Genomic DNA, 19,055 nt, shown 5'->3' on the forward strand with positions numbered 1-19,055 from the left:
TCCTCAACTGCTCCGATCGGCATTGATGGGGACGACATCGACTGAGTCACGAGTGGCGAACACCGCATGCCTGTCCGGGACGGACGTCCATCCAGGACCGCTATCGCAGGGCTCCGAGGCGATCACGACACCGGTGGCGTCGCGGTGCACGGAAAGTGCGTGCGACCAGGCTGTCGCGATCATCCGCTCCCCGTCGGTCAGCAGCAGGTTGAGCCGGGCGCCGGGTGCGGCCCGGTCCACCTCGCTCACGAGGCCGGTGACCGCTGCCTCGGGTGGCTGCCCACTGCGGAGCCTGTCGTACAACAGTGCCCACAGGAGCGCGGAATCGGTTGGCGCGTCCAGCCGGAGGACGTCGGCGATCGGCAGTTTGCCCGCGAGCTCGGCCATCGAGTCGGGCCAGCCCGGGACGACTCCGTTGTGACTGAAGAGCCACTGTCCCGCGCCGAACGGGGCACAGGCTCCCTCGGAAACCGGCATGCCGGGAGTCGCCGAGCGCACCGCGGCGAGGAAAGCCGTGCTGCGCAGCGATCCCACCAGCCCGGCGAGTCCCGCGTCCGCCCAGATCGGACCGGTCCTGCGGTATCGGACGGGATCGGTCGCTCCCGGATACCATCCGATACCGAATCCGTCCACATTGACCGTTCCTCCCCCACGCATGTCCGTTGGGGCGTGGGACTGCCTGCTCAGCGCGTGCGGAGCGGCGAGCAGCAACGTTTCCGGAGAGCAGGCCTCGCCGAGATAGGCAACATGACGGCACACAGCTCACGCGTCCCTGGCACAACGGAATCCGGCGAAGATCTGCCGCCGAATCGGATAATCCCAGTTCCGGAAGGTGCCACGAACGGCCGACGCTGCGGTGCCGAACGAGCCACCACGTAACACTTTGTGCGCAGGCCCGAAGAACACCTCCGAGTACTCCCGGTACGGAAAGGCCGAGAACCCCGGGTACCCGCCGAAGTCCGAACCGGTCCACTCCCAGACATCACCGACGAGCTGGTGCACGCCGAGCGCCGAGGCTCCACCGGGATACGCCCCCACGGGAGCCGGACGCAGGTGCCGCTGGCCGAGATTGGCGTGCTCCGGCCCCGGATCCTCGTCGCCCCAAGGGAATCGGCGGGAGCGCCCGGTGGCGGGATCGAATCGCGCGGCCTTCTCCCACTCCGGTTCCGTCGGCAGCCGTTTGCCCGCCCACGCGGCGTAGGCCGCCGCCTCGTGGAACGACACGTGCACCACCGGCTCCGCCGCGGGCACCGGCTCCGTCACCCCGAAGCGGGTGCGCCACCAGCCGTCTCCCTCCCGGCGCCAGAATCGCGGCGCCACAATGCCGTGCTGCCGGACATACGCCCACCCGTCGGCGCTCCAACATCGCCGGTCGGTGTAACCACCGGCCTCGACGAATTCGATGTAGGCGCCGTTGGTCACAGGAGTGGTGTCGAGGAAGAACGCGGCCACGTCGACCGTATGCGCAGGCCGCTCGTTGTCCAGCGCCCACGGCTCGGCCGACGTACCCATCACGAACTCGCCCGCCGGGACGAACACCTCGTCCGGCAGCGGTCCGCAACGTCGTGCGGGCGGCGGCGGCGCGTGCAGTACGGGTTCACCGGTCCGCAGTTGGTGGGTGGCCAGCATCGTCTCAGCGTGCTGCTGCTCGTGCTGGGTGATCATGCCGAAGGCGAAGCCGTGATCGGTCAGCCCCTGCCCGCGCAGCGGCGCGGAATCCAGTACGTCGAGTGCTTTGGCGCGCACCTCCGCGACATAGGCGCGTGCCTCGGCCGGCCCGAGCAGCGGCAGCGCGGGACGGTCCGCCCTGGGGTGTTTGAACGCGTCGTAAAGCTCGTCCACCTCCGGGCGCACCGGTGTACGGCCGCCGACGTCGCGGACGAGCCACAGCTCCTCCTGACTGCCGATGTGAGCGAGGTCCCACACCAGCGGCGACATCAGCTTGGAGTGTTGCCGGACGAGATCGTCGTCGTCGACGGCGTCGGTGAGCGCGGTACTGCGCTGCCGTGCCCGGGTCATCGACTCCGCGGCGTGGGTGCGCAACTGATCCGATGTCAGCCCCACCAACGGGTTCGTCGATTCGAGCTCGCTGATGCTCATCGCAGGCTCAGTCCTTTCTACCGCTGTGCAGTCGTCGGTACACGTCGGTCGCCAGTCGCGACACCGTGCTCGGTCCGAGCCCGGTCTCCGGCAGTGCGGCGCAGCCGATCTCCGCGATCCGCTCCGCCGCGGTGCGCAGTCCGGCATCGGCGAGCCCGCGGTGGGCGGCGGACTCCCACAGGTGCGCCACGGGCAGGCAGACCTCGAGGACATCGTCCACAACGGACTTGCCGGACAGCAGGGCCGTCAGCAGGGCGACGGGGGTCAGCCACTCCCCCGGCGGCTGGGTGTCCAGATACCGGGCCTCCAGGTAACCCCTCGGCCGGACCGGGGTGAACATCGTGGTGAGGTGGTAGTCCAGATCGTCGGTCGTGGGTGGAGCAAGCCGTCCCGCCGGCCCCCTGCGGTCGATCCAGTCGCCGAAGGTCAGTCCGGCGGGCGCATCCCACCCTCCTGCCGGCTTGGGCAGAACCATCAACGGGGTGTCCATCATCCGCGCGGCCCATCCCGCGGCCGGATCCTCGGCCGGCGGTGCGACCCGAGACGCGTAGGTCCTGGCTCGTTCGGTGCCCAGCACCGCGAGCCAGCGGGCCGAAACGCTGCCGGTGTCCCTGCCCGCATGCCTCGCGGAATTCGCGAACAGTGCGAGCAGCACGGGCCCGAGCGCATGCAGCGCCGACCAGCGAGCGGGCAACTGGTCCCGCTCGCCGGTGTCGAGGCACACCTGCAGTCCCGCGGTACTGCACATCATGGTGATTCCGCCGGAACCGGACGGAGCGAACCGCCGCTCCATCGCGGCATACCGTTCGGTGTTCAGCAGCCGTCGTGGCGGACGGTGTGCGTCGATGCCGTGCCCGCCGAGGCCGAGGCCACGGCGGGCGAGCAGTTCGGTGAGGTGATCGAGGTCCGTCGAGATGGCGACGGCGAGTTCTGCGAGCGACGGTTGCGGGAGCGCGGAGATCTCGACCTGGCAACCGGGTTCGAGGCTGAGCGGCGATCCTGCGGTCAGTGGCTGCGCCGGGCTGTCCGCGCGCAGTGTGCGCGGAGTGTGCGGGCCGAGCGCGGCGGCGAGGATGTCCGGATCCAGCGGTCGGGCGGGGTCGGCGATGTGGTGCACGGTGTACTCGAGTTCGGCACCGACCAGCCGCGGTGGCCCGTGCTTGAAGCAGACCGACGCCACATACGCCTCCCCTTCCGCGCGGTCGGCGAGCACACGGGCCGTTCTGTTGGCCGTCGCGACATCGGCCCTTCCCGTGCGTTCCGCATCCGGGAAATGCGCGTGAACCGCAGTCATCGCACCGCCTGATCAGTCCGGAAAGCTCTTACGATCGGACGCTACACGCGGGCTCCGACAATCGCAGACGAGCAGGCGGATCACGGCAGCGGGGAGCGAGCCCCGAGCCCGAGTTCGGCGGCCGCGGCACGCACGGCGTCGATCACCAGCTGCAGTGACGGCCTGCGGGCCGCGGTGGTGCGGTAGGCGATCGCCACCGTGCGCATCACCGGATTGTTCAGCGCCACCACATCCACGCCTGGTGGCAGCAGTGTCAGCCCCAGGTCGGATACGAGCGTGACACCGAGTCCCGCCCCGACCATGGCCAGCGCCGTCGCCTGCTCCCCGACCTCGTGATTGATCTTCGGGTCGAAACCGCTGCGCTGGCACGCCACCCGCACCGCCCGGCCGAAGTGACTCCGCGGACTCGCCAGGATCCACGGGTGTTCGGCGAGTTCGAGCAACGACATCGTGCCGCTTGGCACCGCGCCGGTCGGCACCGCGGCATGCAGGCGTTCCACGGCGATGACGGCCCGCTCCAGACCTGGGTCCCAGGGCATCGGGGTGTCCGAGTAGTCGATGACGAACGAGAAGTCCAAGGTGCCGTCACGCACCGCGTCAGCGGTGTCCTCCGGGGCGAGTTCCCTTGTCCGTACCTGGATTCCCGGATGCTCGGCGGCCAGTGCGGTGAGCGCGGAAGGCAGCAGTCCGGACGCGACCGAGGCCCACACCCCCGCAGTCAGCCGTACGGTGACCGCCTCCTGCGCCTCCTCGAGCGCCATGGTGGCCCGCTCCACCGAACCCAGGATCTCCTCCGCGTGTTCGGCGAGCAGCATTCCGAGTTCGGTGAGCTGCACCCGCCTGCCGAGCCGCTCGAACAACTTCGCACCGACATCGCGTTCGAGCTGCGCCAACTGCTGGGACACGGCGGAGGCGGTGTAGTGCAGTGCCGCCGCGGCCGCTGTCACCGTCCCCCTCCGGTGCAACTCACGAAGCATCCGCAACCGGTGCAACGACAGCTCCATGTGGTCAAGATTAAGCACGCCCGGCAACGGCGCCCAACCGAGGGACTGCGGGACGGGTCCTCGCGTGCGCGCGGTGATGATGCAGGAAGCGTGAACGGTTACGTGCATGATCCGTAACTGGACGGGCATCCCACTACGAAGGCACTCTGGACGTACCGGCCCCACGATGCGGCCGCCTTGGAAACTCGCAGCTCAGCACCCCTGAATACGCCGATCCACACGGTAAGCGGATCGGCTCTGCGGTATGCCCTCGGCGGTGAATATCGGCAACGCCGGACCGACTGGTTTGTCGAGATATGAGCAGCTTGGAGGTGGGTTGAGTGGCTGACAGCACCGAACCATTGGTGAGGTTGACGTGGACAGATCCGGTAACCGGTACCCGCGGTTATCTGGTGGTGCACACGCTCGTCTCCGGGCTGGCCACCGGCGGCACCAGGATGCGTGCGGGCTGCACGATCTCCGAGGTTGAGGACCTGGCCAGAGGCATGGCCGCCAAGACCGCGACATTCAACCTGCCGGTCGGCGGAGCCAAGGGCGGGATCGACTTCGATCCCAAGGACCCGAGGGCGATGGGCGTGCTGGAGCGCTTCTGCTCGGCGATGCGGCCCTGGCTGGACGCTCACTGGGTTACCGCCGAGGACCTCGGCGTGCCCCAGCACCTGATCGACGAGGTGTTCGATCGGCTCGGCCTCGAGCAGTCGTACCACGCGGCGATTCGCCGCTCCGCCGATCCGGGCCGGACCCTGCGCAGGGTCCAGGCCGGGCTCAACGCTCCGGTGCCCGGCGGGCTGCTGCTCGGCGATGTCATCGGCGGGTACGGCGTCGCACAGGCATGCATCGGGGTCGCGGGCACCTGGGGCTGGCACGCGTTCGAAACGACCGTCGCTATCCAGGGCATCGGCACGATGGGCGGCGGCGCCGCGTGGTACCTGCACGAGGCGGGTATGCGGGTCGTAGCCGTCGCCGATGCCGCGGGCACGCTGTACCGCCCCGAGGGTCTCGACGTTCCGGCGCTGCTCGAACTGCGAGACGCCTACGGCGAGGTCGACCGGTCGAAGGTGCCGGCCGACGTCCAGCGCCTGCCACGCAACGCCGTGATGGGCATCGAGGCGGACATCCTCGTGCCCGCCGCGATCTCCTACGCCATCACACCCGACAACTCGATCGACGTCGCCGCCAAGGTGGTCATCGAGGCGGCCAACTCCGCGACCACCCCGGAGGCCGAGGCCATGCTGGCCGCCCGCGGTATCCCCGTGGTGCCGGACTTCGTGGCCAACGCGGGTGCCGCGGCCTGGGCATGGTGGCTGTTGCTGGGACAGGTCGGTGCGGATCCAGCCGACTCCTTCCACCGGCTCCGCACGGAGATGCAGGCGAAGGTGGCGCTGCTGCTCGGCGAGTGGTCCGTCAGCGGCATTCCGCCAAGGCAGACCGCGGCCGAACTGGCCGTCGCCAACCGGAGCGCACTGACCGAGGTCCAGTCGGTGCACGAGCCAGCGCTGACCATTCCCTGAGCACGGGACCGATACGGGCCGGGAACGTGACCGAGAGGTCGCGAACCCGGCCCGATCGCGCACCTGTGGCGACACGAATAACAGTACGTACGTACTGATTGCATGGGCCCCACCCTGGGTGACAGGATCAGGGAATGCCACGCGTCAGCCAGGACCACCTCGACGCACGCCGGCGGCAGATACTCGACGGCGCGCGGGTCTGCTTCGCGCGCCACGGCTACGAGGGTGCCACGGTCCGTCGCCTCGAGGAAGCCACGCGGCTTTCCCGCGGCGCGATCTTCCACCACTTCCGCGACAAGGAGTCGCTCTTCCTCGCACTCGCGGAGGACGACGCGGCACGTATGGCGGATGTGGTCGCGGAACAGGGTCTCGTGCAGGTGATGCGAGATCTGCTGGCCAACGGGAGTGAGCACCCCGCGGACTGGCTGGGCACCCGGCTCGAGGTGTCGCGGCGACTGCGTACCGACCCGGAGTTCCGCGCCAGGTGGGCGGAGCGATCCGAACAGCTCACCACGGCGACCCGGCGCAGGCTGCAGCGCCAGCGTGAAGCCGGCAACCTGCGCGACGACGTCGACGTGCAGGTGCTCACCGCGTTTCTCGAACTGGTACTCGAAGGCCTGGTCTCCCACCTCGCCATGGGCCTTCCCGCGGACAACCTCGGCCCGGTGCTCGATCTGGTCGAGGAGACCGTCCGCAGGCATCGGGCCCGAAACGAAGCCACCTCCGCCTGATCACCCGGCCGGTCTGCGTCCGCCGCGAGACCATGCTGGAGTGGAGGCATGGACCTTCTCGACGCCCACGGCCGCGCCCTGCGCGGTTTCGACCGTGTCATCCTCCAGGTCGGTCAGCGCCAATGGCAGAACCAGACTCCCTGCACCGAATGGAACGTCCACGACCTGGTGAACCACCTCGTCTACGAACAGCTCTGGGTACCCCACCTGCTCGCGGGCAGGACTCTGGACGAGGTCGGCGATCGCTTCGACGGCGACGTTCTCGGAAGCGATCCGCTCCAGTCGTGGACGGAGGCGGCCACGGCCGCACGGTCCGCCTGGACGCGGCCGGGAGCACTGGACGGCCGGGTCAACGTCAGCTCGGGGCAGATCGCGGCCGACGAGTACGGCTGGCAGATGACCCTGGATCTCGCGGTGCACGGATGGGACCTGGCCGTCGCCATCGACGCGCCGGACCCGATCGACCCCGATCTGGCCGGGACACTGCTGGAACAGATCGGCCCCGAGGTCGAGCAGTGGCAGGGTGCGGGCATTTTCGCCCCTCCGGTAGCGGTCCCCGCCGACGCGGGCCCGGTCGCCCGGTTACTCGGACTCGTCGGTCGTGACCCTGGGTGATCAGCACCACTGCGCAATCCCCCAGGCAGCGGAGCATGCGGCTCGCTATGATGAGCACACCGCATTTCCTGTTGAAGACCCGAGGAGTGAATCCCTACCGTGCGCGATGCGCAGTCACCTGGTGACAGTACTGAGCCGGGTGGCGCACCCGGCTTCCCCGAAAGCCCCGTAGATCCCGCTGATTCCGCGGATCCCGGAGCCCCAGCCCGCCGGATCTTCGGCGGAGCACGCTGATGGACGTTCTGCTCTCCATCGGCGGTGTCCTTTTCGTTCTGCTGCTCACCGTGGGTACCGGCCTGGCCGTCGCCGCGGAGTTCTCGCTCACCACGCTCGAGCGCAGCACGGTCGAGGCCAACGTCCGCCAGGTCGGTGACCGCCGGTCGAAAGCCCTGCTCAAGGCGCATCGCTCCCTGTCGTTCCAGCTCTCCGGCGCCCAGGTCGCCATCACTTTGACCACCCTGGTCACCGGTTACGTCGCCGAGCCACTGATCGGCGAACTCATCCGGCCCGCACTGTCCGCCATGTCCGTGCCCGACGGCGTCGCCAAGGGCGCCTCGCTGATCATCGCGCTCTTCCTCGCCACCTCGCTGTCGATGGTGGTCGGCGAGATGATGCCGAAGAACCTGGCGATCGCGCGGCCATTGCAGACCGCCCGTGCGGTCGCGGGCTACCACTCCCGGTTCTCGTCCCTTTTCAGCTGGCTCATCACCCTGATGAACAACAGCGCGAACTGGGTCGTCCGCAAGTTCGGGATCGAGCCGCAGGAGGAACTGCGCTCGGCCCGGTCGCCCCAGGAGCTCGGCTCGATCGTGCGCAGCAGCGCCGAGAGCGGGACGCTGGACACCTCGACCGCCGAACTGCTGGGCCGCTCGCTGCGCTTCGGAGACCGCAACGCCGGCGAGCTGATGACCTCTCGCGTACAGGTCGAGTCGCTCACTGTGGACGAACCGATCCAGGCGCTGGTGGACATCTCCCGCCGCACCGGTTTCTCCCGGTTCCCGGTCTACGCCGAGGATCTCGACGACGTGCAGGGAGCCGTGCACGTCAAACAGATCTTCACCGTCCCGGCCACCGAACGCGACAACGTGAAGATCGGCTCGGTCATGCGCCCGGTGCCCACGGTGCCCGAGTCGCTGCCCGGAGACGCCCTGCTCGATCGGCTCAGGGCATCCAGGTTCCAGCTCGCGATGGTGGTCGACGAGTACGGCGGTACCGCGGGAATGGTCACGCTGGAAGATGTCGTCGAGGAGATCATCGGCGACGTCCGCGACGAGCACGACGAACGCGAGGCACCCTCGTCGCAGCAACTGGATGCCGACAGCTGGATGGTCTCCGGACAACTCCGCGACGACGAGATCCGGGAGCTGACCGGGTTCCGGATGCCCGAGGGCGACTTCGAGACCATCGCGGGCCTCGTACTCGAACGGCTCGGCCGGATCCCCGACGAGGGTGACGAGCTGGACATCGACGGGTGGCGGGTCTCGGTGACCACGATGGACCGTCTGCGGATCGCGGAGCTGTGCCTGCGGCGCCTCCCGGAACAGCCACCTGGAGCCGGGACCGGCTCCGACTCCACCGACTCGGAGGAGGCGCGATGAGCGACGGTGTGGCCATTTCCCTGATCGGGGTACTGCTGCTGGCGAACGCGTTCTTCGTCGGTGCGGAGTTCTCCCTGATCTCCTCCCGGCGCGACCGTCTGGAAGCCCTCCTCGAACAGGGCAACACCAGGGCCCGGATCGTGATCAACGCCAGCCGCAACGTGTCACTGATGCTCGCGGGCGCCCAGCTGGGCATCACGATCTGCTCACTGCTGTTGCTGCAGTTCGGCGAGCCCGCGATCGCCCACCAGCTGGAGGCCGCGTTCACCGCAGTCGGCCTGCCGATACCCGGCTACGTCGTGCACGCCATCGCCTTCGCGGTCGCGTTGATCGCGATGACCCTCCTGCACGTACTCATCGGCGAGATGGTGCCGAAGAACATCGCGATCGCCGAACCGGAGCGCCTCGCGCTGTGGCTCGTTCCCGCGCACGTCGTATGGGTCAAACTGACCAATCCGTTCATCTGGCTGCTCAACTCGGTGGCGAACGTTCTGCTCCGGGCCTTCAAGGTCGAACCGAAGGACGAACTGGAGACGGCCTACACCTCCGACGAGCTGGCCAGCCTGCTCAGCGAATCCCGCCGGGAGGGTCTGCTCGAGCAGTCCGAACACCGCAGGCTCAGTCAGACGCTGTCCTCCGCACAGAAAACGGTCGCCGACGTGCTGGTGCCGATCGACGAACTGAAAACGCTGCCCAGCTCGCCATCGGTCGGCGACGTCGAGCGGGCGGTCTCCGCCACCGGCTTCTCACGCTTCCCCGTCCGCACCGCGACCGGCGAACTGGTCGGCTACATCCACGTCAAGGATGTGCTCGACCAGGCCGGTGACGAACCGGCCACCACCGTGCCCGAGAGCAAGACACGACATCTCACGGAACTGCCGGTCATCGCGCGTCTGGACGAGGCGCTGTCGGCGATGCGGGCGGACGGAAGCCATCTGGCGAGGGCCATCGACGAGCACGGTGAAGTGGTCGGCGTCGTGGCGCTGGAGGACCTGGTCGAGGAGTACGTGGGCACCGTGCGCGACGGAACCCATGTGACCCTGTGAACATGCACGAGGGCAGCGGTGACTCGACGGGTGTGCTGACCGGGACCACTCTGGCCGAATCAGTCTGGCTCGACCGGGCGCATGCCCATTCCGAGCGTATGCGCCGCTGGACCGAGCCGCACCAGGAACGCCGCTCGCGTGGTGAGAAGCATCCAGTACTGGACTTTCTTTTCACCTACTACTCGCACCGCCCGACCCACCTCCAGCGGTGGCATCCTGGTGCGGGAGTGGTGCTGGCGGGAACCGCTGCCCGCCGGTTCCTCGACCGCCCCGGTTACCGCGAGACCGAGAACGGCGTCGTACTGGACCCCGCGGCGTTCACCGGCGCCCGGGTACGCACCGCGAGGTTCGTGGCGTCGTTGCTCGAATCGACCGCCGCACGGTCGCCACGGCTGAACTGCTTCGGGCTACACGAATGGGCGATGGTGTACCGCCAACCGGTTGACGAGGTCCGGCACGCCCAGCTTCCGCTCCGGCTCGGCACGGCCGGCACGGACGAACTGGTGGAGTCGCTGGAAATTCGCTGCGGCCACTACGACGCCTTCCGTTTCTTCACCTCGCCGGCCCGGCCCCTGAACTCGCTGCAACCCACGCGGGAGTCCCAGCTCGAACTGGAACAGCCGGGGTGCCTGCACACGAACATGGACCTGTTCAAATGGTCCTACAAACTGGCCCCGTTCATCCCGGCCGAGCTGGTCGGCGACTGCTTCGAGCTCGCGGTCGAGATTCGGGAGACCGACATGCGGGCGAGCCCGTACGACCTGAGCGGCCTCGGCTACGACCCGCTTCGGATCGAGACGGCACAGGGACGGGCGGAATACGCGCGCATCCAGGCGGAGTTCGCGCGACGCGCTGCTCCGCTACGCGCACGATTGATCGCGCACTGCCACGAACTCCTGCTCGGCGAGAACACTTTCTTGGACGATTCTCACAACTGAGAGTCATCAGGTTGTCCAGAGTTCATCCCCTGTTAGAGTGATAACGTTTTGGTAATGCACGGAGGGCAATCAACTTCCGGCTTTGCCGGGTTTCGCGAGTGGAAGGACATCGATGGGGCGTCACAGCAGGGTCGAAATTCCGGCTCCGCCGTCTCCCGACAGTTGCACCTCCACTGGCACCCACAGGGTCATCGGGCGCGGTCCCCGCCGCAGGATCGCCGCATGGCCCATCGCGTGTGCGGTACTCGTCGCCCTGCTCGGCCTCGGCTGGACCGGCTGGAACTGGGCCGACGACATGCTCAACCGCCGCGCCGAGGCCCAGGCGTCCAGTTGCCCGGAGGGCGACACCGCGCTGCGCGTCGTCGTCACCCCCAGTGCGGAGAAGGCGGTCACCGCCGCGGCTCAGCGCTGGAACCAGGCCAACACGGTCGTACGCGCCCACTGCGTGCGGGTCAACGTCGACGCCGTCGCCTCCAGGGCGGTGCTCGACGCCCTGACCGGTAAGACCGGCCTCGAACCGATCGACGGCCTGCCCGCCGGCTGGATCCCCGAGTCCTCCTGGTGGACCAGCGAACTGGACAGCACCGAGCCGCAGCTGATCGGCTCCCCCGCCGAGTCGGTGGCCTCTGGCGGCTCGGCGGACTACCCCTTCCTCGGCCTGTCCGGGGAGGGCATCACCGTCGTGCACGAGCACGCGACACAGTCGTTCCGCGCGTTCCTGCTCGAACCCGCACAGCAGCAGCTCTTCGCCGGCAACGGGGTGTCCCCGCGCTGACATCCGGCGTTGTCAGCGCCGGATGTCAGCGCCGGATGAGCGTTTCGGCCGTGGCATCGTCCGCGGGGTAGAACGACTCGATCGACAGCTCCGCGAGTGTGACGTCGAGTGGCGTGCCGAACGTGGCGACCGTGCTGAAGAACGTGAGTTCGCCGGCACCATGCCGTAACCGCAGCGGCACCACGATGTCCCCCGGCCCCGGCACGTCGACCTCGGGAACCTCGTCCTCGCACGGATACGCCCTTAACTCGGCGAGCAACTCCGCCAGCGCGCCGTCCGCCGTCGCCCGCACCTCGCGCCGCAGCCTGCCCAGCAGGTGGGCCCGCCACTCCCCCAGATTGGCGATCCGCGAAGCCATCCCCTCCGGATGCAGAGTGACGCGCAGGACGTTCACCGGCGGGGTGAGCAGGTCCTGCGCCACTCCTTCGGTCAGCACCGCGATACTCGCGTTGCCATCGACCAGATTCCACAACCTGTCGATCACCACCGCCGGATATGGTTCGTGTGCCCGCAACAGTCTGCGCACCGCCTGCCGTGCGACGGCAAGGGCGGGATCACTGAGCGACGACTCCGAGTAGATCGGGGCGTACCCGGCCGCCAGGAGCAGCTGGTTGCGTTCCCGCAGCGGGACGTCCAGGTGCTCACCGAGGCGCAACACCATGTCCCTGCTGGGTTTCGCCCGCCCGGTCTCGACGAAGCTGAGATGACGGGTGGAGATGTCCGCGGCGATGGCGAGGTCCAGCTGACTGGTCCGGCGCCGGTCGCGCCACTCCCGCAGCAGTTCCCCTACCGGGCGAGCTGAGATCGTCGTCGTCACCGGTAGGACGTTACCGGCGGCGGTTCACCGTAACCATTACCTCGCAGGTCAATCCACTGCGAAGCTGGAATGGCCTCCCCCTCTGTCCGTGCCCGTGAACCGGGCGCCTGAGAGGTTCGCCCTGCTTTCTGCTGGGCTTGCACCTTCGGCGGGGCCGGCGGAGGGTAGCCCGACGACCCGCTTTCCAGAGGCGTCTCACCCCCGCGGTCCCTGATGCCTGAGAGTTTCCGGGGAGGAGTTGCTCCTTCGGCGCCAGACCCACTGTTGGTGGCCTGGTCTCTCCCGCGCGGGTTCGGCGACAACGCTGATCACCTTAGCGCCCCCGCCTCCGTGCGGTCCGAGCGGTAGGTGCCCGGGCAGAAGCGCAGGCGGGTCAGCCCGTACGCCGGGCGCTTCGCCGCTGTGAGAGTTCGTCGGGAACCTGCTGCTCGATCTCGCCGCCGTCGGCGCGCTCCGCGGGGAACTCGTGAATCGTCCCGCTGATCTCCTGCATGGCGCCGCTGACCGCGATGCCGAACACGCCCTGACCGCCCTGCAGCAGATCCACGATCTCCTCCGGTGAGGTGCACTCGTAGACGGTCGTGCCGTCCGAGAACAACGTCACCCTGGCCAGATCCCGCACACCTCGTACCCGCAGGTGCTCGACCGCGACCCTGATGTTCTGCAACGACACCCCGGTATCGAGCAGCCGCTTCACGATCTTCAGGACGAGGATGTCCTTGAACGAGTAGAGACGTTGCGAGCCGGAGCCATGTGCGGTGCGGATACTCGGTGCGACGAGCTTCGTCCTGGCCCAGTAGTCGAGCTGGCGATAGGTGATACCGGCGATCTGACACGCGGCCGGACCCCGGTAGCCGACCAGCTCGTCCGGCAGCGACGCATCGGGGAACAACTCACCCTGCTCGCCGTCGACGGCCTCGATCGGCCTCTCCTCGACCACGCATGCCTCCCCTCGCCCGGCCCCATGGCCGACGAACGACACCGCGGCTCCCAGGAGCGGGAACCCCGGATGACAATCGCGACCAGCAGCACACCGGCAGGGGAACTACACTGACGCGATTTATCTCCTCCGACGGTAAGCGGGTCGGACGAAGCGGTCAACGCGACGCGCGGGCACCCGGCCAGCTCTCCGGGACGGCACCTCCCTTTGACGCCTCTTACTTGCCCAGGTAACTTCTTACTCATGCAAGTAAACAGCGAACGCGCCGAGCAGTTCGGCAACGGAATGGGTCGCGGCGCCGGCGAGCACACCCGACGCGGGCAGATCATCGAAGCGACCATCGCGACAGTCGCGGAGATCGGCTACTCGAAGACGTCCTTCGCCCGCATCGTCGAGCGGGCAGGATTGAGCAGCACGAGGCTCATCTCCTACCACTTCGCCGGAAAAGCCGATCTCATGCAGGCGACACTCAGCAGCATCATCGACACCATGGACAGCTTCCTCGGAACACGGACGCCGCGAAAGGCCTGCCGTGCGAGACTGCTGCGCGCCTGCATCGAGTCCGAGATCGCCTTCCTCGGCGCGTACCCCGAACACATGCGGACACTCGTCGAGATCGGCACCCACGCGCGAGGCGACCTGGGGGCTCCGATCCTCGGCATGGTCTGGCACGACCTCCGGGTCGGCCGCCTCGAACGGCAACTGCACCAGGGACAGCGAGAGGGAGTGTTCGGCGAATTCGACGTGGCCGTCATGGCCATGACGATCAGACAGGCACTGGACGGCGTGTCACTACGGCTCACCGAGAACCCGGAACTGGACGTTCAGGCGTACGGCCAGGAACTCGCCGGGCTCTTCGACCGCGCCACCCGCGCTGCCCCCGCTCAGACCCAGTAACCACGCCGGAGGCTTATCCGGCGCCGGTTCGGCCATGGCGGCGGAGGCCCTCTAGGTGTCCGCGCCGCGGAAGTCTTCCGGCGATACCGAGTCGAGGAATTCGCGGAACTTCTCGACCTCGTCCTCCTGCTCGTCCGGGATGATCAGACCGGCCTCCTCGAGGACGCCGTCCTCGGCGTGGATCGGCACCCCCGCACGCAGGGCCAGCGCGATCGAGTCGCTCGGGCGTGCGGATACCCGGATGTCACCGTCGAACACGAGTTCGGCGAAGAAGGTGCCTTCACGCAGATCGGTGATCACGACCTGCTCAAGTTCACGTCCCAGCGCGCCGATGACCTCTTTCAGAAGGTCATGGGTAAGCGGCCTTGCTGGACGAACTCCCTGCTGCTCCAACGCGATCGCCGTGGCTTCGACCGAGCCGATCCAGATCGGCAGGTATCGCTCGCCCTCAGTCTCGCGCAGCAACAAGATCGGCTGATTCGCGGGCAACTCGACCCGTACACCGACGACGCGCATCTCGTTCATCGGGCTTCGCCTCCCTCTTCTGCGCGCGGGCTGCAGCGCTGGTACGAGGATCCCGCATCGACAATATCGACGGTACCCGTCCCGTGAGCGCTGTGCTCGCTGGTGTCGTGTGCTCGCTGTCGTGGTGGCTGTGTCGACTGCTCCGGGTCCATCCTAGGCAAACCCATCCCCAACCGTACGGCATTCCACGCCGAATCTGGGGTCACAGCATTGTGCCGAAATCGGTTCCATCACAGCCCCGGAAGCCGGCCTCTCGGCCCGTTCAGTGCCCGGTCACGCCGCGGATGCCCGCCTTGACCAGCAAGGTATGCAGGGTCACCGACAGCGCGGCGAGTTCGCGCACCAATTCGTCTGCCCGCTCCTTCGCTCCCGCGTCACGATGCCGGAACACGGGAGCGACAATCTGTTCCAGCAGACCGACTTCGCGGTCGGCGGACGCCCGGAACGCGCGCAGATGCCTCGGCTCGATTCCGAAGTCCGTCATCGCCTTGACCGTCTTCGCGACCAGCACCGCATCGCCGTCGAAGAAGCCGGCCGGGCCGGGCCGGATCAGCCCGTACTGCTGCAGCTCGCTCAGCGTCTCCGCATCGACCCCAGCCTCGGCGAGCAGCTCTTCCTGCGTCAACCGGGTCTCCCGGCGCGACGCGAAGTCGTCCGCGCAGGGCACCGGCGTTCCTCCGCCGTCGAGGTGCTCGTCCCCCGGCGCACCGAGCGACACCAGCTTGCGGGGCAGGCGGGGTGCCGGTGTCGCCGGTTCGATGCCACGATCCGCGGCGTCCAACTGCTCCTTGATGACCTTCAGCGGCAGGTAATGATCCCGCTGGGCGGACAGCACGAACCGCAACCGTTCGACGTCCGCGGCGGCGAACTGCCGATAACCGGACGGCGTACGGCCAGGTTGAACCAGTCCCTCGGATTCGAGGAACCGGATCTTCGAAATGGTGACGTCGGGAAAATCGCCGCGCAGCTGCGCCAGCACGGCCCCGATGCTCAATCCATCGCGCTGTGGCCGCCCGGCCGCCGTCACTGTGCCCCCTGGCCCCCGTGTCCGGGCCCGGTCAGGAAGACGAGGCGGAACTTCCCGATCTGTACCTCGTCACCGCCCGCGAGAACCGCCTGGTCGACCGGCTCGCGATTGACGTAGGTGCCGTTCAGGCTGCCGACGTCGATCACCACGAACTCGCCACCCTCACGGCGGAACTCCGCGTGCCTGCGCGAAACCGTCACATCGTCGAGGAAGATGTCGCTGTCCGGGTGCCTGCCCGCACTGGTGGTGTCCCTGTCGAGCAGGAAGCGCGACCCAGCGTTCGGGCCCCGCTTGACGACCAGCAATGCCGATCCGGCCGGCAGCGCGTCGACCCCGGCAACTGGCGGCTCGGGTGCCTGCGTCTCCTGGCCCTCGACCTCGGCGAGGAAGTCGGCCCGGAAGACGGAGGTCCGCTCCGGAGACTGCTCCGGGGGAACGCCGGGCCCGTCGTTCGTGCTCACCTGAGCTCCTTACGCACTGGAAGGTTCGGTACTGGAGAACGTGTGGTTGCCAACGTACCGTGCCTGATCGGTTCCGGACGCCGGGGCTCCCCCTTCCGCCATGTCACGATTGCGGCGCGAGCACGGCCGGTCCCGGGTGTCAGCCGCCGATGAGCTTGCTGTAGGCATCGGCGTCGAGCAGTGCGTCCACGCTGGCCGGGTCGGTGGGTGCGATCTCGACGAGCCAGCCCTCGCCGTAGGGGTCGCTGTTGAGCAGCTCCGGCGACTGCGAAACGTCCTCGTTCACGGCGACGACCTCGCCGTCCACGGGAGCGAACAACTCCGAAACGCTCTTGGTGGACTCCACCTCGCCGAACACCTCGCCAGCGGATACCGCCGCGCCGACCGCGGGGAGGTCGACGAACACGACGTCGCCCAACTGGTCCTGCGCGTACTCGGTGATGCCGACCCGCACCGGGCCGCCCTCGCGAGCGGCGACCCACTCGTGCTCCTCGGTGTAGCGAAGTTCCCCGGGTGTGGACAACACGTTCCCCTTTCCTCCCGTGGCCCGAGCGTAGCCGTCCGCCCGCCCGCTCGCGTCATCTTGCCGCGCGGGCGCGAGGTCCTCCACTCGACCGGGCGTCGGTTTCGCCCGGAATTCGGCTGAACCGGTCCAGCGGCCGGGCAGGCGGGTGGCTAACGCACGGAGTTTCTGGACGCACCGGAAACGGCGCGCACGGTCTGGACCACATACAGCACTCCGGACCAGAAGTAGAGCACCGCGCCCCATAGCGAGAAGGCGTACGCCACCGGGCGGGCCACCTCGGCCATCGTCGAGCCGCCCTGGGTCAGCAGCAGCAACGGGAAGGCGTACATCAGATTGAACGTGGCGGCCTTGCCTACGTAGGTGACCTCCGGTGGCCCGAAACCACGCCAGCGCAGGACGAGCAGGCAGACCCCGACACAGAGTTCACGCGTCAGCAGCGCCACCACCAGCCACCACGGCACGATGTCGCGGAACAGGAACGCGATCAGTGTCGCGGCGATGTAGAGCCGATCTGCGGCGGGATCGAGCAACCGGCCCAACCTGCTCATCTGGTCCAGCCAGCGCGCCAGCTTTCCGTCGAGCCAGTCACTGAAGCCGGCGAACATCAGGACGGCCAGCGCCCAGCCGTCTTCCTCGGGCCCCAGCAGCAACCAGAGAAAGACCGGCACCAGCGCAAGGCGAAGGATCGAGAGCAGATTGGGCACCGTGAGCGCCTGCCGGGCCAGCGACGGCTCCGGCCGGGCAGCCGATCGGCTCTGCCCGGCCACTGCCGCCTGCCCGTCTTCAGGACGGTTCGACCCGTCCCTCTGCGAAGTCTCCGGTTCGCTCACGGACTTACCGTAGCCGCAGCGTCCCCGGCGTCAGCTCGCGCGGCGGTAGCTCCAGCCGCGCCGCTGCAACTGCGCGCCGGTCAGGGCCTGCGGCCTGCCGTGTCCGTCGGTACCCATCCAGCGTGGGCGGCCCGATCCGCCTTCGAGAACATACGGCCGACCGTCGCTCCACACCACGGTGCAGGGCGTGGTCGGCGGACCGCCCGCCGTGCGGGCGCCCAGCGCTGATGCTGGCCCAGTTTCAGTCCGGTTCTGTTGCTTGACGCCCTGCCGCCTCGATAGCGAGACGTCGTCGGCCGAATCAGTTTCGGTACTCATCGCTCTCAGTGTTGACTCCAGAGGAATCGCGTCCACGCGGTGACCCCGCGCTAGCACCAGACTGCCGCGGCGGACGCTCATCTAAACATTCGGTTCGGGAGCCGGATTTGTTAACCGCCAAGGGCTGGATTCACCCGGTCGCTCAATGCGACCCGGACGAACAACCCTTGCGAGTCCAATGTGGATGAATTGGACATACCGAGAGTAATGGTTACAGAAAGTGACTATCGCCGGTGTCTACTCCCCGGCGAAGTTCGCGTCCCTGCGCTCCATGAACGCCTGTACGGCCTCACCGAGGTCCTTACTCGGCAGGAACGCCGCGTTCCAGGTGGACACATACCGCAGACCGGCCTCGACCTGGGCGCGGTGGTTCTCCGACAACACGTCCTTCACACCACGTACGACCAGGGGCGGGTTCTTGGCGATCTCCGCCGCCATCGCCCGCGCGGCCTCCAGCATCGACTCCTGGTCCGGATAGACGTCATTGACCAGTCCGATCCGCTCGGCACGCCGGGCGTCGATGTCCTTGCCGGTCAGTGCCAGCTCCCTTAGGTGCCCCTCACCGACGATGGCTCCCAGCCGCTGCAGGCTGCCCAGGTCGGCGACGATCGCCACCCTGACCTCGCGCACGCTGAACTTGGCGTCCGCGCTGGCCAGCCGGATGTCGGCGGCGCTGATGACATCGATCCCGCCACCGATGCACCAACCGGAGACCGCGGCGATCACCGGCGTGGTGATCTCTGCCAGGGAGCTCACCGAGTCCTGCAACGACCGGATCTCCCTGAGGAAGGCCGTCCTCGGCCCGGCAAGGGCGTCCCCGCCCAGGTACTCCGACCAGGACGGCAACATCGCGGGCAGGTCGAGACCGTAGGAGAAGTGCTTCCCACTGCCGGTCAGCACGATCGCCCTGACCTCCGGGTCGGCGTCGAGTGCCCGGAAGACCAGCGGCAGTTCCCGCCAGAAGTCCGGGCCCATCGCGTTGCCCTTCGCGGGGCCGAGCAGCGTCACCTCGGCCACCTGCCCGGAGCGCTGCACCTCCAGCGAGACGAGATTGTCAGGGACGTCGGCGGTATGCGTCATGCGCGTCATGATGGACCATCTC

General features: G+C 68.0%; 21 protein-coding genes and 1 riboswitch. Of the genes, 8 read left to right on the plus strand and 13 right to left on the minus strand.

Annotated features, from left to right (window positions below; translation table 11 throughout):
* Window positions 1–3: 3 nt before the first annotated feature.
* From egtC to D0C15_RS20810, 4 genes are all read right to left on the minus strand, one after another.
* Window positions 4–759, minus strand: a complete 756-nt coding sequence (egtC, locus tag D0C15_RS20795; RefSeq protein WP_116048113.1) for an ergothioneine biosynthesis protein EgtC — start codon at window positions 757–759, stop codon at window positions 4–6.
* Between the two features lie 3 nt (window positions 760–762).
* Complete coding sequence (egtB, locus tag D0C15_RS20800; RefSeq protein ID WP_116048115.1) at window positions 763–2,100, minus strand: ergothioneine biosynthesis protein EgtB; 1,338 nt, start codon at window positions 2,098–2,100, stop codon at window positions 763–765.
* Between the two features lie 7 nt (window positions 2,101–2,107).
* Window positions 2,108–3,394, minus strand: coding sequence for a glutamate-cysteine ligase family protein (locus D0C15_RS20805; protein WP_116048117.1), 1,287 nt, complete (start codon window positions 3,392–3,394; stop codon window positions 2,108–2,110).
* Between the two features lie 80 nt (window positions 3,395–3,474).
* Window positions 3,475–4,398, minus strand: a complete 924-nt coding sequence (locus D0C15_RS20810) for a LysR family transcriptional regulator (protein ID WP_116048119.1) — start codon at window positions 4,396–4,398, stop codon at window positions 3,475–3,477.
* 320 nt (window positions 4,399–4,718) lie between these two features.
* On the opposite strand from D0C15_RS20810, the gene D0C15_RS20815 reads away from it, so the two are divergent.
* The 7 genes from D0C15_RS20815 to D0C15_RS20845 all read left to right on the plus strand — a co-directional run bounded on the left by D0C15_RS20815 (window position 4,719) and on the right by D0C15_RS20845 (window position 11,612).
* A complete protein-coding gene (locus tag D0C15_RS20815) occupies window positions 4,719–5,909 on the plus strand; it encodes a Glu/Leu/Phe/Val dehydrogenase dimerization domain-containing protein (protein WP_116048122.1) in 1,191 nt (396 codons plus the stop codon).
* A gap of 134 nt (window positions 5,910–6,043) precedes the next feature.
* Entirely contained in the window at window positions 6,044–6,640 is a 597-nt protein-coding gene (locus D0C15_RS20820) for a TetR/AcrR family transcriptional regulator (RefSeq protein WP_116048125.1), read from the plus strand.
* A 48-nt stretch (window positions 6,641–6,688) separates the two neighbouring features.
* On the plus strand, window positions 6,689–7,255 hold the full coding sequence (locus D0C15_RS20825; RefSeq protein WP_116048127.1) for a TIGR03086 family metal-binding protein: 567 nt from the start codon (window positions 6,689–6,691) through the stop codon (window positions 7,253–7,255).
* 233 nt (window positions 7,256–7,488) lie between these two features.
* A complete protein-coding gene (locus tag D0C15_RS20830) occupies window positions 7,489–8,853 on the plus strand; it encodes a hemolysin family protein (RefSeq protein ID WP_162830173.1) in 1,365 nt (454 codons plus the stop codon).
* Entirely contained in the window at window positions 8,850–9,899 is a 1,050-nt protein-coding gene (locus D0C15_RS20835) for a hemolysin family protein (RefSeq protein WP_116048131.1), read from the plus strand. The genes D0C15_RS20830 and D0C15_RS20835 overlap by 4 nt, the downstream gene beginning before the upstream one ends.
* Window positions 9,900–9,901: 2 nt before the next feature.
* Complete coding sequence (locus tag D0C15_RS20840) at window positions 9,902–10,837, plus strand: 3-methyladenine DNA glycosylase (protein ID WP_245976060.1); 936 nt, start codon at window positions 9,902–9,904, stop codon at window positions 10,835–10,837.
* A 112-nt stretch (window positions 10,838–10,949) separates the two neighbouring features.
* Window positions 10,950–11,612 (plus strand): hypothetical protein, encoded by a 663-nt coding sequence (locus D0C15_RS20845; RefSeq protein ID WP_116048133.1) that lies wholly within the window; start codon window positions 10,950–10,952, stop codon window positions 11,610–11,612.
* A 25-nt stretch (window positions 11,613–11,637) separates the two neighbouring features.
* Here D0C15_RS20845 and D0C15_RS20850 read toward each other — a convergent pair whose 3' ends face one another.
* Both D0C15_RS20850 and D0C15_RS20855 read right to left on the minus strand, forming a co-directional pair.
* Entirely contained in the window at window positions 11,638–12,429 is a 792-nt protein-coding gene (locus D0C15_RS20850; RefSeq protein ID WP_116048135.1) for a helix-turn-helix domain-containing protein, read from the minus strand.
* A 194-nt stretch (window positions 12,430–12,623) separates the two neighbouring features.
* A riboswitch (glycine riboswitch) is annotated at window positions 12,624–12,724 on the minus strand.
* A gap of 78 nt (window positions 12,725–12,802) precedes the next feature.
* The gene (locus D0C15_RS20855; protein WP_116048138.1) at window positions 12,803–13,369 is read right to left on the minus strand and encodes a MerR family transcriptional regulator; all 567 of its coding nucleotides are present in this window, start codon (window positions 13,367–13,369) and stop codon (window positions 12,803–12,805) included.
* 243 nt (window positions 13,370–13,612) lie between these two features.
* On the opposite strand from D0C15_RS20855, the gene D0C15_RS20860 reads away from it, so the two are divergent.
* Window positions 13,613–14,266: a TetR/AcrR family transcriptional regulator gene (locus tag D0C15_RS20860; protein ID WP_116048140.1), complete on the plus strand. Its 654-nt coding sequence runs from the start codon at window positions 13,613–13,615 to the stop codon at window positions 14,264–14,266.
* 51 nt (window positions 14,267–14,317) lie between these two features.
* Here D0C15_RS20860 and D0C15_RS20865 read toward each other — a convergent pair whose 3' ends face one another.
* The 7 genes from D0C15_RS20865 to D0C15_RS20895 all read right to left on the minus strand — a co-directional run bounded on the left by D0C15_RS20865 (window position 14,318) and on the right by D0C15_RS20895 (window position 19,033).
* The gene (locus D0C15_RS20865; protein ID WP_091677228.1) at window positions 14,318–14,791 is read right to left on the minus strand and encodes a bifunctional nuclease family protein; all 474 of its coding nucleotides are present in this window, start codon (window positions 14,789–14,791) and stop codon (window positions 14,318–14,320) included.
* A 262-nt stretch (window positions 14,792–15,053) separates the two neighbouring features.
* Window positions 15,054–15,818 (minus strand): transcriptional regulator FtsR, encoded by a 765-nt coding sequence (gene ftsR / locus D0C15_RS20870; RefSeq protein ID WP_162830174.1) that lies wholly within the window; start codon window positions 15,816–15,818, stop codon window positions 15,054–15,056.
* A complete protein-coding gene (gene garA, locus D0C15_RS20875; RefSeq protein ID WP_116048142.1) occupies window positions 15,815–16,279 on the minus strand; it encodes a glycogen accumulation regulator GarA in 465 nt (154 codons plus the stop codon). The genes ftsR and garA overlap by 4 nt, the downstream gene beginning before the upstream one ends.
* A 139-nt stretch (window positions 16,280–16,418) precedes the next feature.
* Window positions 16,419–16,802 (minus strand): glycine cleavage system protein GcvH, encoded by a 384-nt coding sequence (gene gcvH, locus D0C15_RS20880; protein WP_116048213.1) that lies wholly within the window; start codon window positions 16,800–16,802, stop codon window positions 16,419–16,421.
* Between the two features lie 152 nt (window positions 16,803–16,954).
* On the minus strand, window positions 16,955–17,572 hold the full coding sequence (gene clsA, locus D0C15_RS20885; protein WP_116048144.1) for a cardiolipin synthase ClsA: 618 nt from the start codon (window positions 17,570–17,572) through the stop codon (window positions 16,955–16,957).
* A 93-nt stretch (window positions 17,573–17,665) separates the two neighbouring features.
* On the minus strand, window positions 17,666–17,857 hold the full coding sequence (locus D0C15_RS20890; RefSeq protein WP_116048215.1) for a hypothetical protein: 192 nt from the start codon (window positions 17,855–17,857) through the stop codon (window positions 17,666–17,668).
* A 333-nt stretch (window positions 17,858–18,190) separates the two neighbouring features.
* Window positions 18,191–19,033, minus strand: coding sequence for a crotonase/enoyl-CoA hydratase family protein (locus tag D0C15_RS20895; protein ID WP_116048217.1), 843 nt, complete (start codon window positions 19,031–19,033; stop codon window positions 18,191–18,193).
* Window positions 19,034–19,055 lie beyond the last annotated feature (22 nt).

Origin of the sequence: Amycolatopsis palatopharyngis (assembly GCF_003385185.1) — a bacterium.
Lineage (GTDB): Bacteria > Actinomycetota > Actinomycetes > Mycobacteriales > Pseudonocardiaceae > Amycolatopsis > Amycolatopsis palatopharyngis.

Bases quoted from the DNA above. Each gene is read 5' to 3' on its own strand.
- D0C15_RS20835 (WP_116048131.1), top strand. From the start codon at position 8,850: ATGAGCGACGGTGTGGCCATTTCCCTGATCGGGGTACTGCTGCTGGCG.
- D0C15_RS20860 (WP_116048140.1), top strand. From the start codon at position 13,613: ATGCAAGTAAACAGCGAACGCGCCGAGCAGTTCGGCAACGGAATGGGT.
- D0C15_RS20820 (WP_116048125.1), top strand. From the start codon at position 6,044: ATGCCACGCGTCAGCCAGGACCACCTCGACGCACGCCGGCGGCAGATA.
- D0C15_RS20845 (WP_116048133.1), top strand. From the start codon at position 10,950: ATGGGGCGTCACAGCAGGGTCGAAATTCCGGCTCCGCCGTCTCCCGAC.
- D0C15_RS20805 (WP_116048117.1), bottom strand. From the start codon at position 3,394: ATGACTGCGGTTCACGCGCATTTCCCGGATGCGGAACGCACGGGAAGG.
- D0C15_RS20825 (WP_116048127.1), top strand. From the start codon at position 6,689: ATGGACCTTCTCGACGCCCACGGCCGCGCCCTGCGCGGTTTCGACCGT.
- D0C15_RS20865 (WP_091677228.1), bottom strand. From the start codon at position 14,791: ATGAACGAGATGCGCGTCGTCGGTGTACGGGTCGAGTTGCCCGCGAAT.
- D0C15_RS20830 (WP_162830173.1), top strand. From the start codon at position 7,489: ATGGACGTTCTGCTCTCCATCGGCGGTGTCCTTTTCGTTCTGCTGCTC.
- D0C15_RS20840 (WP_245976060.1), top strand. From the start codon at position 9,902: ATGCACGAGGGCAGCGGTGACTCGACGGGTGTGCTGACCGGGACCACT.
- D0C15_RS20895 (WP_116048217.1), bottom strand. From the start codon at position 19,033: ATGACGCATACCGCCGACGTCCCTGACAATCTCGTCTCGCTGGAGGTG.
- D0C15_RS20810 (WP_116048119.1), bottom strand. From the start codon at position 4,398: ATGGAGCTGTCGTTGCACCGGTTGCGGATGCTTCGTGAGTTGCACCGG.
- egtB (WP_116048115.1), bottom strand. From the start codon at position 2,100: ATGAGCATCAGCGAGCTCGAATCGACGAACCCGTTGGTGGGGCTGACA.